Raw genomic sequence first — 18,702 nt, forward strand, 5'->3', positions numbered from 1 at the left:
GTTGGTTAGAGCAATGGTATCAGTCCGAACCGCCCAGAACAGCATGCCCTCCGACATTCCATCGCAGCATACCACCCGATAGATTAGCGAGTTTTGTAAAACCCAGCTCCTGAAGATGGAGGATAGCTTGAGCTGATCGTGCTCCGGACCGGCAAACAGTAACGATTGGCATACCTCGGTTCAATTCTCCAAGCCGGCCCACCAGTTGATTTAGCGGTATTAATTTTGCTCCCGGAATCCGGCCTAATGGCCCTTCAAACTCAGCCAATTCTCGGACATCTATAATCTGCACTGTCGCCAGTATCTCCTCGAGAGTTGGAGGTGCTATCTGCCAAATCCCTGAAAAACTATACGTGAGATTTGCCCAGTCTTGAGTATTCAATTTAGGAGTGTTGCCATCCGGTTGGCCACAATTTAAATTCGCCGGCACAGCACGATTAATCTGGCCGGGATGCAGTAACTTCAAGTTCTCCATATACCCCAAGAAATCTTGAAGATTAATTTCTCCTCCTAATCTTGGATTGAAACGCTTTTCCTCCAAGACACGTGACACGGTCATTCCTCGATAATCGTGCCCAGGATAAATCAAACATTCATCTGGAAGGGTAAAAATTTGCTCGTGAATCGACTGGAACATCATTTTCGGGTTTCCCTCCTGGAAATCCGTCCTTCCTGTCCCCCGGATTAATAGACAATCTCCAGTGAAAGCCATGGATTGATCATCGAGAACTAAAGTGATGCATCCGTTCGTATGCCCAGGTGTCTCACGCACATCCAACTTCCTACCACCGAAAGTAATTACATCGTTCTGCTTCACGTATCTCCCGGCACCACGAACACCCCCATTCGCTGAAACCACGATTTCACTGCTAAGGCTATTGTGGAGCAGCCATGCCCCGGTAACGTGGTCAGCATGCACATGGGTCTCAACGGTAGCGATGAGATCAAGATCCATCTCCTTTATCATCGCCTGGTCTCGCATGACCTGCTCGAATACAGGGTCAATCAAGAGACACTCTCTAGATTCAGCATCACCCAAAAGATACGTGTACGTAGACGACTGTTGGTCGATCAATTGACGGAAGATCAGCACTGCTGTTGTCCAGTTTATTAAATTAGGATAACGACTATATTCTGATCATAGCTTTTTTGTATTCACCTCGTAAACAATCCTGAAAATACTCGTATCACTCCCACTAATTGGGGTTCTCAATCGGACACAAACTCATCTATGCGGTTAAGCATTTTTTTAATAGAGATCGCATTAGGACTGCCCCCTCTACCACCTGATCGCATTGACGAAGGATATCTTTTGAATCTGCAGAATAGCTGGCAAGCACCATTAAAATATCAAGCACATTCCAGGATGAATTACGCTCCCTACTGCCTATGCCTTCATCACATTCAAATTCACTTTCAAGAACTTGTTGAGTCTTTCTACCCCACATACGCCGCACAGATCCTGCCAGCCAGGCTTGTAGTGCCTCTCTAGCAATCCTTTGACGTGTCCAATCGACCAAATGAAGACAATCTTCACGAGCTAAGTCAATAGCTTTTCTAAACGTAGGCAGGATATTTTCCTCTCTTGCCGGGATCCGATGGGCAAGACTTGCATTGAGTTGTGACACCCCGACTGAATAAGATGCCCCCGTTCCCTCTTGGAACCATCGAGCAAGAAGGCGGAGCCCTCCTCGACTCAAACAATTATGAAAAACAACCTGGAGCCTAAAGGGATCCATACTCCCTGGATCAAAGTCATAAAGGCTTGGCAACGAAACCACCAATGACATTTGTGCTCCGTAAGACCCATATTTCACCGACACTTCCACTTCATCCGGATTAATTCTTAAAGTCACTAAAGCATGCTCGATCGCATTAACAACATGCTCATGTGAAATAAACTGACGTCCACGCGCCATGTCAACAATTGGGGCCCCTCTTCTCGACTGAGGGTAATGATTTGACCGATATAAAATATCGCGAGTTACTAATTTATCCCTGCTTACAGATAGACCGTCAGAAGAGCGGCTATTTATGTCCATAATTCTCGTAAAGCGTGGCAGCGTACCATTTAATTCCCGTAACTTACCGGTTATGCCCACATTACGTTTCGATACCGATTGATCAATACGATCTCTAATTACTGAAATACTACGTTGTAATTTAGGACTCGATGTGCTGTTAAGAAAAAAACTGAGCTGTTCCATCACTAACCCCCGTTGTAACTAATAATCTTGGAAGTAGTTTGCAGCCAGCACTGGCTCACCAGATGAGCCTAGACCAATAAATATTGAAAATATTTATTTTTAATAATTTATATAAATCAATGACTTATTCGTAAATAGCCAACATTTCAGACACTTTTTCTCTAATCATTTGGCGCAATGAAGCAGGCTCAATCACCTCAACATCAGGACCAAATCTAAGGATATCCATTATGAGTTCAGGTTGTTCAGCATATGGTATTTCTAAAATAAAATAACCCTCGTCATCAAAATAAGTCCGTTGAGATGGATGCCATTCCTCAAGAGAAACCCACTTAGCACGCTCAGGACCAAATCGAAGTTTAGCCCACAGAAGATCAGTGCCAGAAAAAATGCCATATCCTGATCCAAGCACAGCATCTAATATTTTTTCATCGCATTGAATAGCCGCTTCATCCTTCAGTTTCGCGGAACGTACCGCATCTAACGAAAAGCTACGTACTGCATTCACAGAATGACACCACGCATCTAAATACCAATTATCTCTGTAGTACACGATGCGCTGAGGTGAAACAGATCGCAGTGTAACCTCCTCTCTTGAGCGCACGTAGTATGCAAGTACAAGTTGTGACCGTTGCATCAAAGACAATGCAATCACTTCAAAATGCTTAATACTTCGACTGCGAGAGCCCATATTGAGGATTTTGATACGGTTCTTTATGGCGTCCACTGAGTACTCACCAACCTCAATGAGGTCGCACAATTTTTGCTTCAACGGATCAAGTCGCGGACCGAGCAAACCTGGTTGAATTTGACTCAACAAAGCCTCCATTGAGAGTAAGGCAAGAATCTCTGATTGATTAAACCAAATCCCAGGTAACTCATAGGACACCACGTCGGCAATCTCTTGATCAAAAATATAACCGCGATGAGTACGATCCCAACTAATGGGGGCGTTGAGCCGATCCCTCATATACTCGATATCACGCTTAAACGTTGCCTTTGACACCGAAAGCTCTTCAAGGAATCGCCCTAGCGGAACCGATCTATTATCACGAAGCAATCGATCAATTTTATAAAATCGCTCTGTTCGTTCCAATGCCTATCACCCTAGAAATATAACTCAACAGTCGTTGGAGGCTTATTATTCAACATTGTCTCAACGGTCGAACAGATTGAATATTTCTTTTTTCCTCAACATCTCCGACAAAATAACTGGTGTACCTTGATTTTCCGGATAAAACACATAAACAGGTACGCCTGATCTACCAAAAGAAGTTAATGACGCAGTAATCGCCGCGTCTCTAGATGTCCAATCAGCTCTAAAAGTTATCACTTTATTTTTCTTAAACGCGGACACGACTTCCTGGTCATCAAGCACCAATGCCTTATTCACTTGACAGGTGATACACCACGCTGCCGTGTAATCAACGAACACCGCGCGGCCCTCCTCACGAGCACTCGCCACCCCTGCCGATGACCAAGATTTCCAATCTGTTTGAAGAACTTCTCGATTAATCTTTTGATCCAATGCAGTCACAACGTTAATTAAGCCTGCGAGTGAGACCAAGAGACTGGTCGCAATTAGGGCCTTCCAAGGACCTATACGAGAGATCCTTCGATACTGCAGCTTACCAATGGCCCAAACTGATAACCCAATAAAAACCAAAACGACGAGAACTTTAGAGACATTGTGAATGGTTGTTTGCTGACCTAACACCCAAATCAACCAAATGACAGTCAAATACAAAGGCACACTCAACAGGTTCTTTAAGGTATTCATCCATACACCTGGCTTTGGTAGCCAAGCAGCAAGACCAGGTCTCAACGAAATGATTACATACGGCGTTGCCATCCCGATTCCAAGCGCTAAAAAAGTAAGCATACTCGGTGCGGCCCCTTGTGCAATTGAAAAACCCATTGCAGCACCCATAAAAGGGGCTGTACATGGCGTTGCAATAATAGTTACGAGAGCCCCCGATAGAAGGGAAGACCAACGGCCAAATGACCCCTTGATTCCACCAACGCGCTGCAAGCTGGTACCGATCTCAAATAAACCGGACATATTCAACGCGAGCACAAAGAACAAAACTATTAACCCTAAAACCATTTCGGGAGCTTGTAATTGAAAACCCCAACCAACCTGCTCCCCGGCCGACCTCATAACCAATAGAGCTCCACCTATCAAACAAAACGTTAAAACAACGCCACAGGAAAATAAAACCGTATCACGATAACGCGCTGATACGGAGCGCTCTTCTTGCTCGATCAATTCTATTAACTTAACTGCCACGACAGGAAGCACGCACGGCATTAAATTTAAGATCATCCCACCCATCAAGGCAAAACAAATCGCTAACCAAAGGCTGGAGATAGATTGAGTCCCCAAAGAATAAATTGGAGATTGAAGCGCTAAAAATTCCTTTGGAGTGCGACGTAGGTCGTAACTTAAAATCTTGCCACTCGCTTTATCCGTTACCGCCAAAACACCCTCGAACGAAGTTTTCGAGCTCGTATAGTCAGGCGACAAACGTCCACGCAAATGCATACCTGATGCGGCCGAAACTAGGGTCTGCGGGGCCTGATATACGATGACATTACTTTTTGCAGGAAAAAACTCCGCCGAAATAACAGTAGACTCCAGGCGGCTTAAATCAAGACTCCATTGTCCCTCTTGACTCACCGTTACATCAAACCAGTCCTCGGGCGCTTCTCTCGGCATTTCTTTCAGGGCTCTTTCAATATCACTCGCATCCGCTGTGGATATCGCTAAATCCCCTACCTGAAGGTCCATGAATAGCTCAGCCTCTCCAGGAATACACAAGTCTTTACAAACAAGCCAAGACACCTTTGCCGAGAAGGGATGCTGGCCAGGTAGTGCGTGTTCAGCGACTTTGAGTTGGAAGGGAAAGATAACCGTACGGCCGTACCCAAAATTGACAAAATTCTCAAGTTTGAAGCGACTGGGAGTTGGCCATAACATGGGCCCTACGACAAATGTACTGGGAAGCACCCAATCAACGTGGGTGGGTAGGCCTGTATCACCTGGATTTTTCCAATAAATGTGCCAGTCTTCCTCAAGCGCTACACGGATACCGAGGTATAACTCCTGACCTGGAGAAACCCGAACGAATTGCGTAATGAGATCGAGCTCAGCCTGCTGAGTGGATGCGCCACTTCGATCAGCCGCATACGCCGGATAAAACACCGACAAGATAACCACAACGAGCCAAACAATGGCAAAAATGTTAATTTTTGATCGCATTGCCAGCAGTATAGTCGACAACCTGTGTCCCGTATTTTAAAGGTCTGAGACTCATGATCAGCGTATCAATTAAATCTCAGGCGTTTACAAACCAATCAGCTAAAAAATCAATCAATGCTGGTTTGAGTTGGATCTTACGTTGCCGTAATTTAGTCCTTTGTATCAGGCAAACTTTCAGGGAAAGCCGAGCGCTCTTCCATGCTTATAATTTTACCCTCTAAAAGTTTCAGTCGATCTCTCAAAGAAGACAGATCGCCTAGTTTTAATTGGACGATTTCTAATTCATCGACCCTTCTCACCGCCGCACTTAAATCCTCTGCAGTCAGCCTCGAACTATCGTCGACTTTTTTTGTCTCACTTTCGAGTTTCAGTAGTTCAATCTGCAATAAGTAAGTATCTTTCGTAAGCTCTTCAAGTCGAGACCCGATATCATTTACTACGAACACCTTTCTATCTAACTCAAGGTCTTTTGCAGCAAGTATATCCAACCGATCCGAAAAGCTCTCAAGACTCAAAATTTGCGCTTCCAACTGCTCAACTCGGCTCAAATGAGTCAAGGCGTCTCTATTTGCCAATATCAACCTTTCGGAGTTGGCACTGATTTGTTCACTCAACTGTTGGATAAGAGTCTCAGCAACCTGAAAGCGCTGAAGTAATGATTGATTTGCCTCCTCAAGATGACGAATACGCGTGAGTAACTCTTCTTCCCTCAACGCAAACTCTGTCTTTTGAACATGCTGCGCACTAATGCTCTGTATCCTTGCCTCCAGCACATTGAGACGACTCGTTAGGCCTTCGATCTGCTGGGCAGTCGATACACCATCCTCTCGGATCTGAGCCTCCGCTTGATTCACTCGAGCCGCGGCATCATCGAGATCTCGCCTAAACTGAAGCAATTGGCCGCCACGATTATCAAACTCGTTGCGCAATTGACTCAATGGATTGTTCAAAGAACTGTAGTGAGCCGCCAGATCACTTTTTATCTGTCCAATTTTTTCCGTAAGCTCTAAGGTTTTTTTAAAATTTTCATTTTGCACTTCACTAGTTTTTTGAAAATCTTCGTTGCGCTCAACTAAGCGAGCTGTGTTGGCTTTAGTAACTGCTATTTCGAGCTCTAGGAGACTTTGTTTTAGCTCGTCAACCTCATTTGTCAATTGGGACAAACTGGGTCTGACTTCTCGGACTTTTGTAGTGCTTTCGATTGGCGCAGTTCTATTTTGAGCATACGCAATCGTGACAGCCGTCATAATAAGGACCAGGGTAAATGTAATTCTCATGGTCATAGCTACTAACTTTACTTTAAAGAAATATGTTTCTCACATAAAAAAGGGGCTTATAAACGCCCCCATTTAGACCTATATAAAGTGCTCAAAATCAATACACAAAGTCAGCCCTTCTATTTTGCTGCCAATTAGACTCATCGTGACCCAATTCCACAGGCTTTTCTGAACCAAAACTGGTGATCGTAATTCGACGTCCCTGGACACCAAGCAGTTCTAGCGCAGCCTTAACTGCAAGCGCTCGTCTATTACCTAGGCCAATGTTATATTCTCGACTGCCCCGCTCGTCACAATTTCCTTGGATTTCCACCTTAAGATCAGGGTTTGAACGAAGATACCCAGCATGGGATTGAATCACATCGTCAAACTTAGGAGCGATGAAACTGTTATCAAAATCAAAGTATACGGAGCTGGTAGGCATTCCCATCGGTACGCTGTCGTTAACAACACCTTGCTCAGCCTGCGCAGCTTCTGCTCCCGCTTGTGCAGCTTCTGCTCCCGCTTGTGCAGCTTCTGCTCCCGCTTGTGCAGCTTCTGCTCCCGCTTTCGCCTTGAGTCTTTCCTGTTCTTGCGCAGCTGCAGATTGCGATTTTGCAAGCTCTTCCGCCTCAAGCCTCATCTTTTCCTCAGCTAAGGATTGCGCCTCGCGAGCTTTATCCGCTTCCGCCTGGAGTCTTTCCCGTTCTTGCTTAGCTTTCAATAACTCCTGCTGAAGACGCTCTTGCTCAGCTTGAGATTGAGGTTGAATGTAATCGAAACTATCTGCGGACTCCTCAACAGTATCTCCAATCTTTTTTGTTGTCTGACAAGAAACCAACGCTAAAATAAATAAACCCGCGAATAAAAGCCTAAAGAAATTGAGAAAAAAATTCATTTATCTATCCTAAAAATTAAGAGCAAATGTTTATATTGGACGTTATGTTCTCATTCATCGAGCTAATAATAACATATTAAGCGAATGGCTATGATTGGAAATAGTAGGTTTTCTTTGTGTTTATAATGAGTGCTGCTCACTTGATCCGAGTACCTAAGATTAGGATGCCAAAAATTTTAAGATACATTGTCAGTAAGTTTGAACCATGTCTAAAACAAGTCCATTAAACCGTGACTACTTCTTCCATTTTCAAACCATACCAACGCGGTGGATGGATAACGATGTGTATCGACACATCAATAACGTAGTCTATTACTCATTTTTCGATACCGCAGTTAATCAGTTCTTAATTGAGCAAAGTGTGCTTGATATTGAAAAAAGCACGATCATTGGCTTAGTTGTTGAAACGCAGTGTCAATATTTCTCTCCCATCACATTTCCGGATATCGTAACCAGTGGCATCCGGGTAGATAAGATTGGCAAAAGCTCCGTTCACTATTCTATTGGATTATTTCGCGAGAACAGCGACTTAGCGTCAGCCCAAGGCTCCTTCGTACATGTTTACGTTGATGCCATATCACGTCGACCCACCCCAATATCCAAAGAAATGCTAACGGCACTCAAACAAATATCGGCATCCGTTTAATAAAGTTATTGATACGTTTTGAAGATCTGCAATAATAAGTGCTTAATTGTTAAGATGTGCTAGGTCACCAAACAACCAAACGGGCAAACTTATAATTACGCACAATGAACAATAATATTGGAAAATTTACTAGACTGACGTTAATCTCCCTCACGCTTTTGCTCTCAACATCAAACGCTTGGGCTAATGATAATTGGGCCAACAGCCTTGAGCCAATATCTGAACTTGATTGGAACTATGCTAAGGCTCGCCACCTCATCGAACGCGCGGGCTTCGGCGATAGCCCCAAGAATATAGAAAGACTCGTCTTAATGGGTCCGAGAGCAGCGGTTCAAGAACTGCTTCACTTCGAAAACATTCCAAATGCGCTGCCTGAATTCGACCACTCGGGCATCCACGACCGCGGCATTGAACCCTTTCCGGCATCGAGGCCCGCAGCCACCGAACTCGCCAAAGAAACAGGTGAGGCCATAGGAGTCAAGATCAAACCTAGCGGAAATAGGCGGCTCCAACCCGTAGTCGATCGTTTCTTTTATTGGCTACGGGCCAGCATGTTAGAAACTCGTCGTGTCGCCCATTGGTGGGCAAATCGCATGCTTCTTACCAAACGACCTCTAGAAGAAAAAATGGCACTCTTTTGGCATGGGCACTTTGCCACTAATGAAGAAAAAGTTCGTGATTATCGAAAACTACTGAATCAAAATCAGGTTTTCAGAGAATATGGAACGGCTAACTTTAAACAATTATTGATCGAAGTCTCTCAAGATCCGGCAATGCTTTCGTTCTTGGACGCCGGCGTTAATATTAAAGGCTCGCCAAACGAAAACTTTGCCCGCGAGATCATGGAGCTCTTCACCATGGGTGTGGGTCAGTACACCGAAGATGATATTCGAGAGGCCGCTCGCGCGTTCACCGGCTGGAATTATATTGATCTAGAATTTGTCGTAAACGCTGATAAACACGACTCATCCGATAAAACTTTCTTTGGGAATACAGGCGATTGGAATGGGTTAGACATAATCGATATGATTCTGGAGAAACCAGTTACTGCTGAATACATTTCTGGGAAAATATATAAATTTTTTGTACGTGACAACCTTGATGCTAAGACTCAAAAAGAACTTGGGGCAGTTTTGCAAAACTCTGGGTATGAGATCAAACCATTACTAGAGAAAATATTCCTCTCTAAAGATTTTTATAGCCCAGCATCAATGGGTTCACATGTAAAATCCCCTGTTGAACTAGTCATTTCGACGTATAAAAAACTAGAGCTTGATGTTGTTCCTGGAGTTCCAGATTTTTACGACACGACCGAATCGCTTGGGCAAATTTTGCTGTTCCCACCCACTGTTGCCGGTTGGGCTGGCGGACAAAGTTGGGTAACACCAGGCCTGCTGCTAGCAAGAGGAAATTTTGTGTACGATACTGTCTTTCCAAATATCGAATTCCTGCCAAGCGATCGATATCCAGATAACTACCAAATTGGAGTTGTTGCAGAAAGGCTTGCAGCAGGTGCTGATATCGCAACCGCGACACAACCTGAGAAGGGCTACGCAACCTCAGCCTCAAATAATATGGTAGACCGCGATGAAGAATTTAATACGCGCTTAGGTAGTTATCGCGGATGGAGAAATGCAATAGAAAAAGTAAAGCCCATTAGCAGAACGCCAGCCAGATTAAATTTAACGAAACTCGTTCTCGACGCCAATTGCCAAACATCAGAGGAAGCAATTAATTATTTGATCGGAAGATTTTTCTCGGTTTCTATAGATCAGGGCACAAGACAGCAAATCGCTGACTTTCTCACGCAGCAACTCGGTACCAATAACATTCAGGAGGCGCAAACATTCTCAGAAGAAGCGCTACGAGAAACGTTTCATTTACTTCTATCTCTACCGGAATACCAACTCGGCTAAATAAGGACCGTTAATGAGTAAAAAATACCAATTTAAACGGAGAGACTTCCTCAAGCTTATGGGTGCAGGCGCAGCCACTAGCGGCCTGACCAGCCCATTTCTATCGCAACTCTCTCCGTTGGCTTTTGCGAGCGATAATCTGCTCAGCAAAAAAATTCTTGTTGTACTAGAACTGTCAGGTGGGAATGATGGCTTAAATACGGTAGTCCCATATGGCGATGATGCGTACTACAGGCATCGGCCAACACTCGGGATTAAACCAAATAAGGTCATAAAAATCGACGATCACTTTGGTTTTAACCCTGACATGTCAGGTATGGAAAGGCTATTCAAGAACGGGAAAATGGCCATATTCCATGGTTGCGGCTATGACCAGCCGTCTTATTCACACTTCACTTCAATGGCCTATTGGCAAACCGCAGCCCCCAATAGCGGAGAGTCCTTAGGCTGGGTTGGACGACTCGCTGACGCTCTAGACCCAACCATAACACCAAACTATCTGGTGAACGTAGATGCGACGCAATCATTAGCTGTTGTGGCTAAAAACCACGTGCCTGTTGTTTTTGATGACCCAAAGGAATTCGGTCGCAAAGGTTTATTCCAATCAAGACCACTATTGGATACCGATCGTACCGCTACCGAAGGAAGCACCTCAGCACAACGACGTCTATTGGACCTCGCCAAGAGCGCTAGACAAGCTTCGGAGAAAGTGAAATCCGCTTGGGAGAGCTACAAAACACCTGTCGATTATGGCATCTCCCCGCTGGATCTCAATAAAATAGCCGCATTGATCAATGCAGATATGAATACGCGGCTCTACTACACTTCATTTAGAAACAATGCATTTGATACGCATGTTCAACAACCAGACCTTCACCAACGTCTGTTAACTTACTTCTCAGATGCGGTTTCAGGATTTTTCACGGATATGGAGCGCATTGGACGCGCAGATGACGTCGTTATGCTTGTGTTTTCTGAATTCGGCAGACGAGTTACGGAAAACACCAATTTGGGTACAGATCATGGCACCGCGAACAACATGTACCTCATCGGTAATGCAGTTAAAGGAGGGCATTATGGCGAACTACCCAGCCTGACTAACCTCAACGAGGGCAACATGCTTCACACCACCGACTTTAGACAAGTGTACGCAACAGCCATCAGCGGATGGATGGGGCTAGACGCACATGAACAAGTGCTCAGATATCGCTTCGATGACTTTCCAGTATTCAGTTAAGCGCTAAAAAGAGAAACAAATCGGTCAACATAGATCAATCACTACTTTCACACTGCTCTAGATGTAACCGAAAAAACCGGATCCGGATGTCTCAGTGCAACCAGCTGATCTAAAAACCACTCATCATCCGCGTCAATTTGAGTAGCTAAGTCCCCATAATAATCTTTCCATTGCTCAAATGTTCTAAGACCACCAACCACCCTAGTCAAAATCGGATTCGTTAAAACCCATGCCGCCGAAAATTGTCATGGAGTAACACTTTCCTCTTGAGCATAGCGAAGAAAGTCCTTAGCAAGCCTAATGGGCTCAGCACGAAACTCAGTGTCCATCAATCGTTACCTCTTAGATATTTAGCCTTTCATTAAAATCACCTTGATCTTATCTAATCTGTAGAATTAATGCCAAAATACACACATACTCGTTATATATAACAGGACACCTAATGCAGCAATTACCAAAAACAATGTGCGCCATCGAGGTAACCGAGCCAGGAAAACCCGATGTTTTAAAGATAACGAAGCGACCTGTTCCAAAAATCACCGAACATGAGGTACTGATTTGCGTTCACGCCGCAGGGATTAATAGACCCGACATCATGCAACGGACAGGCCTCTATCCCCCTCCACCCGAAGTAACGGATATTCCCGGGCTAGAAGTATCGGGAATTATTGTTGCAGTCGGCAACCAAGTAACTCAATGGAAAGTTGGCGATTCAGTCTGCGCTCTTGTATCGGGTGGGGGATACGCTGAATATGTTGGGGCACCTTCGGCACAATGCCTGCCGGTTCCTAACGGACTTAGCTTACGGGAAGCTGCATCGCTTCCTGAAACCTACTTTACGGTCTGGTCCAATGTGTTTGACCGAGCGGGACTTCTCGGACAAGAAACCCTTCTAGTTCATGGTGGATCAAGCGGCATTGGAACGACGGCCATACAATTATGTCGAGCGTTTGGGCATGAGATATTCATAACCGCCGGCTCAGAAGAAAAATGTCGCGCTTGTGAGGATATCGGTGCGACTCAAGCAATCAATTACAAAGATGAAGATTTCGTAGAACGCGTGATGGCCCTTACAAATAATAGAGGTGTCGATATTATTCTCGATATGGTTGCGGGCGACTATCTACAACGCAACCTCAAATGCTTAGCGGATGACGGTCGAATTGTAATTATCGCTTTTTTAGGAGGCGTTAAAACCAATTTGAATATGACTGATATTCTTAGAAGAAGACTGACAGTGACTGGTTCTACACTGCGCCCAAGATCCACGTCGTTTAAAGCAAATATTGCCGCCTCACTTTTACAAAAAGTTTGGCCACTACTCGAAACAAAAGTCATTAAACCACTCATCTTCGCTTCCTTCTCACTCGAAGATGCAGCTAAGGCACATCAGCTTATGGAATCAAGTCAACACATAGGAAAGATTATTTTGGACGTGCGTACTGAACAATGATGAGAAAAATCTATTCATAAGTGCGCGGAGGCTTCAACCTTAAGTAAGGCGCTAACTCTATCAATGCTTTCTTGTAGACGTCTCGTTTAAACTCAACAACCGAGTCCAATGGAACGAAAAATGGGTGCCAACGCCACGCGTCAAACTCTGGGACTGTAGATTTTCTCAATGAGACATCGCTATCGAATCCCACCAAACGCAATAAAAACCATATTTGTTTTTGACCTTTATATATCAATCGGGTCTCCCGGCGCACAAACTGCCTGGGAACATCATAACGTAGCCATCCCCTAGTCCGTCCGATAATCTTCACATGATGAGGCGCAAGTCCGACCTCTTCGTCGAGCTCTCGGTACATCGCCTGCGCAGGAGATTCACCTTCTTGTATCCCCCCCTGCGGAAATTGCCACGCATACTCCCGCGCGCGTTTTCCCCAGAAAACCTCGTTACGCTTGTTGCAAAGAATAATACCCACGTTCGGACGGTAACCCTCTCGATCAATCATGATCAAAAACCCCGTCAGATTCAATAATAAATGTATTTTTACATACTTATGGGATTTCTAGCCACTCAGATAGAAAGTTTTTTTGCTTGTGATGACTGGAACGATCGTATGCGATCAAGCATGGCATCAAAATCTAAGCCTAACGATTGCTTCAGGCCTCGCGCCAATTGGTCAATCTTAGATAATTGGGCGGTAGTGGGTGCCGAATTAAAAGCAAGCGCCACTATATTGCCCCCTTTGGGAGTGGGCACTAAGGCAATTTGATCAAAATAAGATTCAATTTGAAAAATTCTTGATTTCAACTGTGGATCACTTGACCATAAATTCTGGATATAAATCCCATTTTGAGCTATGCAGCTTTTTACACGCTGAGTAAATTCATCATTAACAAATCCTCCGGGCACCCCAGACGCATCAAACGCATCAAGCATAATGACATCGTACTGCCCAGCAGCAGCAATCCATTTCAACCCATCCGCATGAATCACAGATAATCGCTCGTCATCATCCGGAACAAAAAAATATTGACGTGCCACATTAATAACTTGCTCGGAATTTTCAATCACGCACACCTTTACATCAGGTAGATTTTTCCAAATAAACTTCGGTATCGATCCCCCACCCAAACCAATGCAAGCCACACTTTGTACGCGGTTATGAAACAACATAAATGACATCATAGCCTGGGTATAATCGAGAACAAGCTCAAAAGGGTCCATCAATTTCATAGAACTTTGAACTGTACTGCTGCCCAGAAATAAGCTTCTAATACCCCGAGACTCACTGACTTCAACCTCAGACTCAATGCTAGTATTGCGAAAGAATCCTATTCTTCTGAACATACTATTCTCGACCTATTAACTGACTTATCATTGTACGGATAGTTTAACCACATAACTTTTTTTCATCGGGATAGAATAAGCGTTTGTTATCAAAATAATTGGCCAAAAATGCGTTTAACTCAATTTTTCCTAAATACACTGAGAGAAGCACCAAGTGAAGCAGAAATCACTTCCCATCAGTTAATGCTAAAAGCAGGCCTCATCAAGAAACTAGGTAGCGGCCTTTACTCATGGCTCCCTCTTGGCTTCCGAGTCCTTAAAAAAATTGAAAAAATCATACGAGAAGAGATGGAACGAGCCGGTGCTCTGGAATTACTTATGCCTGCAATCCAGCCTGCTGAGCTGTGGTCAGAATCTGGGAGATGGGAGCTTTTTGGCGCGCAGATGCTAAAAATTAAAGATCGTCATAATAAAGACTTCTGCTTTGGCCCTACGCATGAAGAAGTTATTACGGATATTGCGCGACAAGAGATTAAATCGTACCGCCAGCTACCCATTAACCTATATCAAATTCAAACAAAGTTCAGAGATGAAATTCGGCCTAGATTTGGCGTCATGCGTGCGCGCGAGTTTATTATGAAAGATGCTTACTCGTTTCACGCTGACTTTGCTGACCTTCAGCGTGAATATCAGAATATGTTTGATACCTATTGTCGTATTTTTAAACGTCTAGGATTGCAATATCGTCCGGTGGCTGCAGATACTGGCGCCATCGGCGGCACCGGATCGCATGAGTTTCATGTGCTCGCTGATTCTGGCGAAGATGCAATTGCCTACTGCCCTCAGTCGGACTACGCCGCAAACATTGAACTGGCGGAAGCCATCACACTATCAACTGATGAGCTTCAAAGCAAACAATCGATGGTCAAAATATCAACTCCTGATGCAGGCAAGTGCGGACAAGTAGCCAAAATGCTCAATATTCCAGTATCTAATGTTCTCAAGACGCTTGCAGTGATAGCAAGTGAGCAGTTCGTCCTATTGCTTCTTAGGGGGGATCACCAACTTAACGAGATAAAGTTAACGAAGATTAAAGGTATGGGGGAATTTCGATTTGCTAAAGATGAAGAGGTGATGAAATACCTAGGTAGCCCCATCGGATTTATAGGTCCAGTAGATGTCAATCTAAAGATTCGAATCATTGGCGATCGTGCCACTCAATCAATGTCCAACTTTTCCTGTGGCGCCAATGCGCGAGACTTTCATTTGACTGGAGTTAACTTTAAACGGGACATTAGAAGCGAAATAGAAATTGCAGATATCCGGAACGTACAGTCAGGGGATCCGAGTCCAGATGGGAAAGGAAAGCTAGAAATATGTAGGGGTATTGAAGTCGGTCATATTTTCCAACTCAGGACAAAATATTCTGAAGCTCTGAAATGTCATTATCTCGACAACGAAGGTAAAAGTAAGCCGGCTGAAATGGGCTGCTACGGCATTGGTGTATCGCGGATAGTGGCAGCGGCAATCGAACAAGGGCATGATGAAAAAGGTATCGTGTGGCCACAATCGATTGCTCCATTTACCATTGCTATTGCTGCAATTGGATATAACAATAGCGAATTAGTTAAGAGCTTTTGTGATGGACTTGAGGCGGCGCTATTAAAACAAGGTATAGATGTTTTACTTGACGACCGCGGTGAAAGACCAGGTGTGATGTTCACCGATCTAGAGTTAATCGGAATCCCCTATCGCTTGACGATAGGCGAAAGAGGAATTAAAAATGGACAGCTTGAATGGGCAGATCGAAAAACTGGCGAAACCTCGTCAATCCCTTGCAATAATGCATTAGATGAGGTCATTGGTAGATTAAATCAAAATACTACTTAAGAGAAAATCGAGATTACAATGCCCGAAATCCTTGTGCTGTATTACTCTAGAAACGGTAGCGTGCAACAAATGGCGAAACTGATCGCTCGAGGTATCGAAATGGTACCTGGCATCTCTGCACGTTTGCGAACAGTCCCACCCGTCTCTTCTAATATAGGGGAAACGGCAAATGCAATTCCAGAGGAAGGTTCGCCTTATGTTGAAATTGATGACTTACGCGCTTGTATTGGATTAGCGCTAGGAAGCCCTACACGCTTCGGTAATATGGCCGCACCTATGAAATATTTCATAGATCAACTCGGTGGCATTTGGCATGAAGGTACACTCGTTGGGAAACCAGCGACTGTATTCACATCCTCATCCTCTATGCACGGTGGTCAAGAAATTACACTAGCTACAATGATGTTTCCTTTGATTCATCTCGGAATGATCATTACTGGGGTTCCTTACTCAGAACGCGCATTACACACTACACTTACCGGCGGAACCCCTTATGGATCTAGTCATTTTACGGGACCACAGGGTAAACTACCAATATCAGAGGAAGAAAAATCGCTTTGTATCGCGCAAGGAAGACATCTAGCCATCATTGCCCAGAAACTAGATCGTCACGAAACTAGCCTTCCAAAATGATACGTCCGCACCAAATCCTGTCAAGCGGAGGACTCATCGTATTGAGTCTGTGGTGCCTAATCTGGGAAGGATATGCGGCACCACTCACCCCAGACGGCTCCTGGTTAATACTCAAATCCATACCCATCGTATTACCTCTCCTAGGGATCCTACGCAATAATTTACGTACTTACCAATATACTGTTCTAATTGTTTTTCCTTACTTCATAGAAGGCGTCGTTCGATCATATGCTGAAATCGGCATCTTCAGATTTATGGCAGTTGGGGAAATAACTTTGTCATTGCTCATTTTCGCCATTCTGCTCAATTCAGTGCGCATCATACGCACACAAGGATAATAGGCACTAAAGATGTACGTTGGACGTTTTGCCCCAACCCCATCCGGTCCATTGCATTTCGGATCAATTGTTACCGCAATTGGTAGCTATTGTGATGCCAAGTTTAACGGTGGACGATGGATTATTCGTATCGATGATTTAGATGAAAAACGGAATGTTGCCGGAGCAGATAGAGACATCTTTACACCCTAGAGTCCTTTGGACTGCACTGGGATAATCAACCTATCTACCAGAGCCAGCAAAAAAAATAATATGGCGAATGGCGTGATACCTTAGCAAAAAAATACGACCTATACCCCTGCAGGTGCAGCAGAAAAACGCTTCACGAACATTCGATTTTTAAGGATGGCGACTGTATTTATAGTGGCCATTATAAAGACCACCTCTCTGAAAACCGTACCATTAGAAACCACCGTCTAAATCTACGCCAACCGTGCACCATAACCATTAACGATATCGGATAAGGCCTAATCACTGAAGATTTATGTGTCACCTCAGGTGACTTCGTGGTATTTAAGGCTGATGGGACCCCTGCATACGATTTAGTTAGTAGCGTGCTTGATGATCACATTTTAGGCGTCACTCGTGTGGTGAGGGGACGCGATTTACTGCGGTCCAGCCTAAGACAAGCAGAATTACAAAGAGCACTCGGACAACTGTCCCCAAGCTTCTTACATTTACCTCTTGTGAAAAACGAGGTAGGACAGAAACTCTCAAAGCAAAATAAAACCGAACCGATCAACGCAAAAGCACCAAAAAAAACAGTAATTGATGCATTAACGTTCCTGTCTCAACATCCACCACACGAGCTTCATAGTTCGAGCTTTGAAGAAATCATAAACTGGGCGATTAAACATTGGGACATATCAGCCTTCAACTCCAGAAACTCAGAAAACTAAAGTCGCGGAGCTAACTCTTCCCACTTGTAATCAAGTCGACTAACTATTTTTTGTAGGTACGCAAAAGCAAAATCTACGATCTCACGACTACCCTTAATCCCCAATTCGACGCGACGTTTTCTGTCATTGGTAAAAGTCGGCAGGCTAAACACTTTACAACCAGGAAACAGATCAAGACATTCAGTCATCAGCGGAATCAGCGTACTCTCCGGCACCTCATAAATAAGTATTGATCGCTCAATGTCGGGGTCTTGCACATGTTGCTCTGCATACTCATGGTCTAATACCCACTCCATCATGGACCACGCCATTGATGGAAATCCAGGTAGAAAATGGTGACGCTCGACACTGAATCCGGGAATACGGTTAAAAGCATTGGGAATAATTCTAGAGCCCTTTGGAAACATACCCATTTTGATTCGGTCCGGATAAGCTTCCTTACCAAACTGACTCTCGATTTCATTCTTCGCTGCGGGATGCAAAACGACATCCACGGCGAGAGCGTCTGCGACAGATTGTCTCGTATAATCATCTGGCGTAGCACCAATACCACCAAAGCTAAAGATCACGTCACTCGAACTCAAGGTACGTTGGAATGTTTGCGTCAATAGCTCAGGACTATCGGGCAGATAACTAGCCCAGGCAACCTTAAGTCCACGCGCACGCAGGATTTCTATCGATTTTTCAAGATGCCGATCCTCTCGTCTTCCAGAAAGAATCTCATCACCAATAATCACTAACCCGATATTCACAATAAGCGCGCCACTAACTTCCACAAAC

19 protein-coding genes are annotated in these 18,702 nt (G+C 44.4%); 9 read left to right on the plus strand and 10 right to left on the minus strand.

The window, feature by feature from the left end:
* Positions 1-19: 19 nt before the first annotated feature.
* The 6 genes from O3A65_00650 to pal all read right to left on the minus strand — a co-directional run bounded on the left by O3A65_00650 (position 20) and on the right by pal (position 7,623).
* A complete protein-coding gene (locus tag O3A65_00650; GenBank protein ID MDA1330971.1) occupies positions 20-1,090 on the minus strand; it encodes an MBL fold metallo-hydrolase in 1,071 nt (356 codons plus the stop codon).
* 139 nt (positions 1,091-1,229) lie between these two features.
* Entirely contained in the window at positions 1,230-2,207 is a 978-nt protein-coding gene (locus tag O3A65_00655; GenBank protein ID MDA1330972.1) for a hypothetical protein, read from the minus strand.
* A gap of 124 nt (positions 2,208-2,331) precedes the next feature.
* Positions 2,332-3,303 carry a WYL domain-containing protein gene (locus O3A65_00660; protein ID MDA1330973.1) on the minus strand — a complete coding sequence of 324 codons (972 nt, stop codon included), beginning with the start codon at positions 3,301-3,303 and terminating at the stop codon, positions 2,332-2,334.
* Positions 3,304-3,363: 60 nt separating this feature from the next.
* Positions 3,364-5,469 (minus strand): thioredoxin family protein, encoded by a 2,106-nt coding sequence (locus O3A65_00665; GenBank protein ID MDA1330974.1) that lies wholly within the window; start codon positions 5,467-5,469, stop codon positions 3,364-3,366.
* A 149-nt stretch (positions 5,470-5,618) separates the two neighbouring features.
* Positions 5,619-6,746 carry a hypothetical protein gene (locus O3A65_00670; GenBank protein MDA1330975.1) on the minus strand — a complete coding sequence of 376 codons (1,128 nt, stop codon included), beginning with the start codon at positions 6,744-6,746 and terminating at the stop codon, positions 5,619-5,621.
* A gap of 97 nt (positions 6,747-6,843) precedes the next feature.
* Entirely contained in the window at positions 6,844-7,623 is a 780-nt protein-coding gene (gene pal / locus O3A65_00675; protein MDA1330976.1) for a peptidoglycan-associated lipoprotein Pal, read from the minus strand.
* 205 nt (positions 7,624-7,828) lie between these two features.
* On the opposite strand from pal, the gene O3A65_00680 reads away from it, so the two are divergent.
* The 3 genes from O3A65_00680 to O3A65_00690 all read left to right on the plus strand — a co-directional run bounded on the left by O3A65_00680 (position 7,829) and on the right by O3A65_00690 (position 11,422).
* A complete protein-coding gene (locus O3A65_00680) occupies positions 7,829-8,269 on the plus strand; it encodes a thioesterase family protein (GenBank protein MDA1330977.1) in 441 nt (146 codons plus the stop codon).
* Between the two features lie 104 nt (positions 8,270-8,373).
* On the plus strand, positions 8,374-10,185 hold the full coding sequence (locus O3A65_00685) for a DUF1800 domain-containing protein (GenBank protein ID MDA1330978.1): 1,812 nt from the start codon (positions 8,374-8,376) through the stop codon (positions 10,183-10,185).
* Between the two features lie 13 nt (positions 10,186-10,198).
* Positions 10,199-11,422, plus strand: a complete 1,224-nt coding sequence (locus O3A65_00690) for a DUF1501 domain-containing protein (protein ID MDA1330979.1) — start codon at positions 10,199-10,201, stop codon at positions 11,420-11,422.
* A gap of 47 nt (positions 11,423-11,469) precedes the next feature.
* Here O3A65_00690 and O3A65_00695 read toward each other — a convergent pair whose 3' ends face one another.
* Positions 11,470-11,631 carry a hypothetical protein gene (locus O3A65_00695; protein MDA1330980.1) on the minus strand — a complete coding sequence of 54 codons (162 nt, stop codon included), beginning with the start codon at positions 11,629-11,631 and terminating at the stop codon, positions 11,470-11,472.
* A gap of 254 nt (positions 11,632-11,885) precedes the next feature.
* On the opposite strand from O3A65_00695, the gene O3A65_00700 reads away from it, so the two are divergent.
* Positions 11,886-12,875 carry an NAD(P)H-quinone oxidoreductase gene (locus tag O3A65_00700; protein MDA1330981.1) on the plus strand — a complete coding sequence of 330 codons (990 nt, stop codon included), beginning with the start codon at positions 11,886-11,888 and terminating at the stop codon, positions 12,873-12,875.
* A 10-nt stretch (positions 12,876-12,885) separates the two neighbouring features.
* On the opposite strand, the gene O3A65_00705 is transcribed toward O3A65_00700, so the two are convergent.
* Both O3A65_00705 and O3A65_00710 read right to left on the minus strand, forming a co-directional pair.
* Complete coding sequence (locus O3A65_00705) at positions 12,886-13,380, minus strand: RNA pyrophosphohydrolase (protein ID MDA1330982.1); 495 nt, start codon at positions 13,378-13,380, stop codon at positions 12,886-12,888.
* A gap of 65 nt (positions 13,381-13,445) precedes the next feature.
* A complete protein-coding gene (locus tag O3A65_00710; protein MDA1330983.1) occupies positions 13,446-14,222 on the minus strand; it encodes a fused MFS/spermidine synthase in 777 nt (258 codons plus the stop codon).
* Positions 14,223-14,330: 108 nt separating this feature from the next.
* Here O3A65_00710 and O3A65_00715 point away from each other — a divergent pair, with 108 nt between their 5' ends.
* The 5 genes from O3A65_00715 (at position 14,331) to O3A65_00735 (ending at position 17,922) form a co-directional block, all read left to right on the plus strand.
* Positions 14,331-16,052 (plus strand): proline--tRNA ligase, encoded by a 1,722-nt coding sequence (locus O3A65_00715; protein MDA1330984.1) that lies wholly within the window; start codon positions 14,331-14,333, stop codon positions 16,050-16,052.
* Positions 16,053-16,070: 18 nt separating this feature from the next.
* Positions 16,071-16,685, plus strand: coding sequence for an NAD(P)H:quinone oxidoreductase (wrbA, locus tag O3A65_00720; GenBank protein MDA1330985.1), 615 nt, complete (start codon positions 16,071-16,073; stop codon positions 16,683-16,685).
* On the plus strand, positions 16,682-17,023 hold the full coding sequence (locus tag O3A65_00725; GenBank protein ID MDA1330986.1) for a DUF2069 domain-containing protein: 342 nt from the start codon (positions 16,682-16,684) through the stop codon (positions 17,021-17,023). Before wrbA ends, O3A65_00725 begins: the two co-directional genes overlap by 4 nt.
* Positions 17,024-17,035: 12 nt before the next feature.
* Positions 17,036-17,215, plus strand: coding sequence for a glutamate--tRNA ligase family protein (locus O3A65_00730; GenBank protein ID MDA1330987.1), 180 nt, complete (start codon positions 17,036-17,038; stop codon positions 17,213-17,215).
* Between the two features lie 314 nt (positions 17,216-17,529).
* The gene (locus O3A65_00735; protein MDA1330988.1) at positions 17,530-17,922 is read left to right on the plus strand and encodes a glutamate--tRNA ligase family protein; all 393 of its coding nucleotides are present in this window, start codon (positions 17,530-17,532) and stop codon (positions 17,920-17,922) included.
* On the opposite strand, the gene O3A65_00740 is transcribed toward O3A65_00735, so the two are convergent.
* A complete protein-coding gene (locus O3A65_00740) occupies positions 17,919-18,674 on the minus strand; it encodes a molybdopterin-binding protein (GenBank protein ID MDA1330989.1) in 756 nt (251 codons plus the stop codon). The genes O3A65_00735 and O3A65_00740 overlap by 4 nt on opposite strands.
* Between the last annotated feature and the right edge of the window lie 28 nt (positions 18,675-18,702).

The sequence above is a fragment of the Pseudomonadota bacterium genome (assembly GCA_027624715.1).
Taxonomy (GTDB): Bacteria; Pseudomonadota; Gammaproteobacteria; order Burkholderiales; family Eutrophovitaceae; genus Eutrophovita.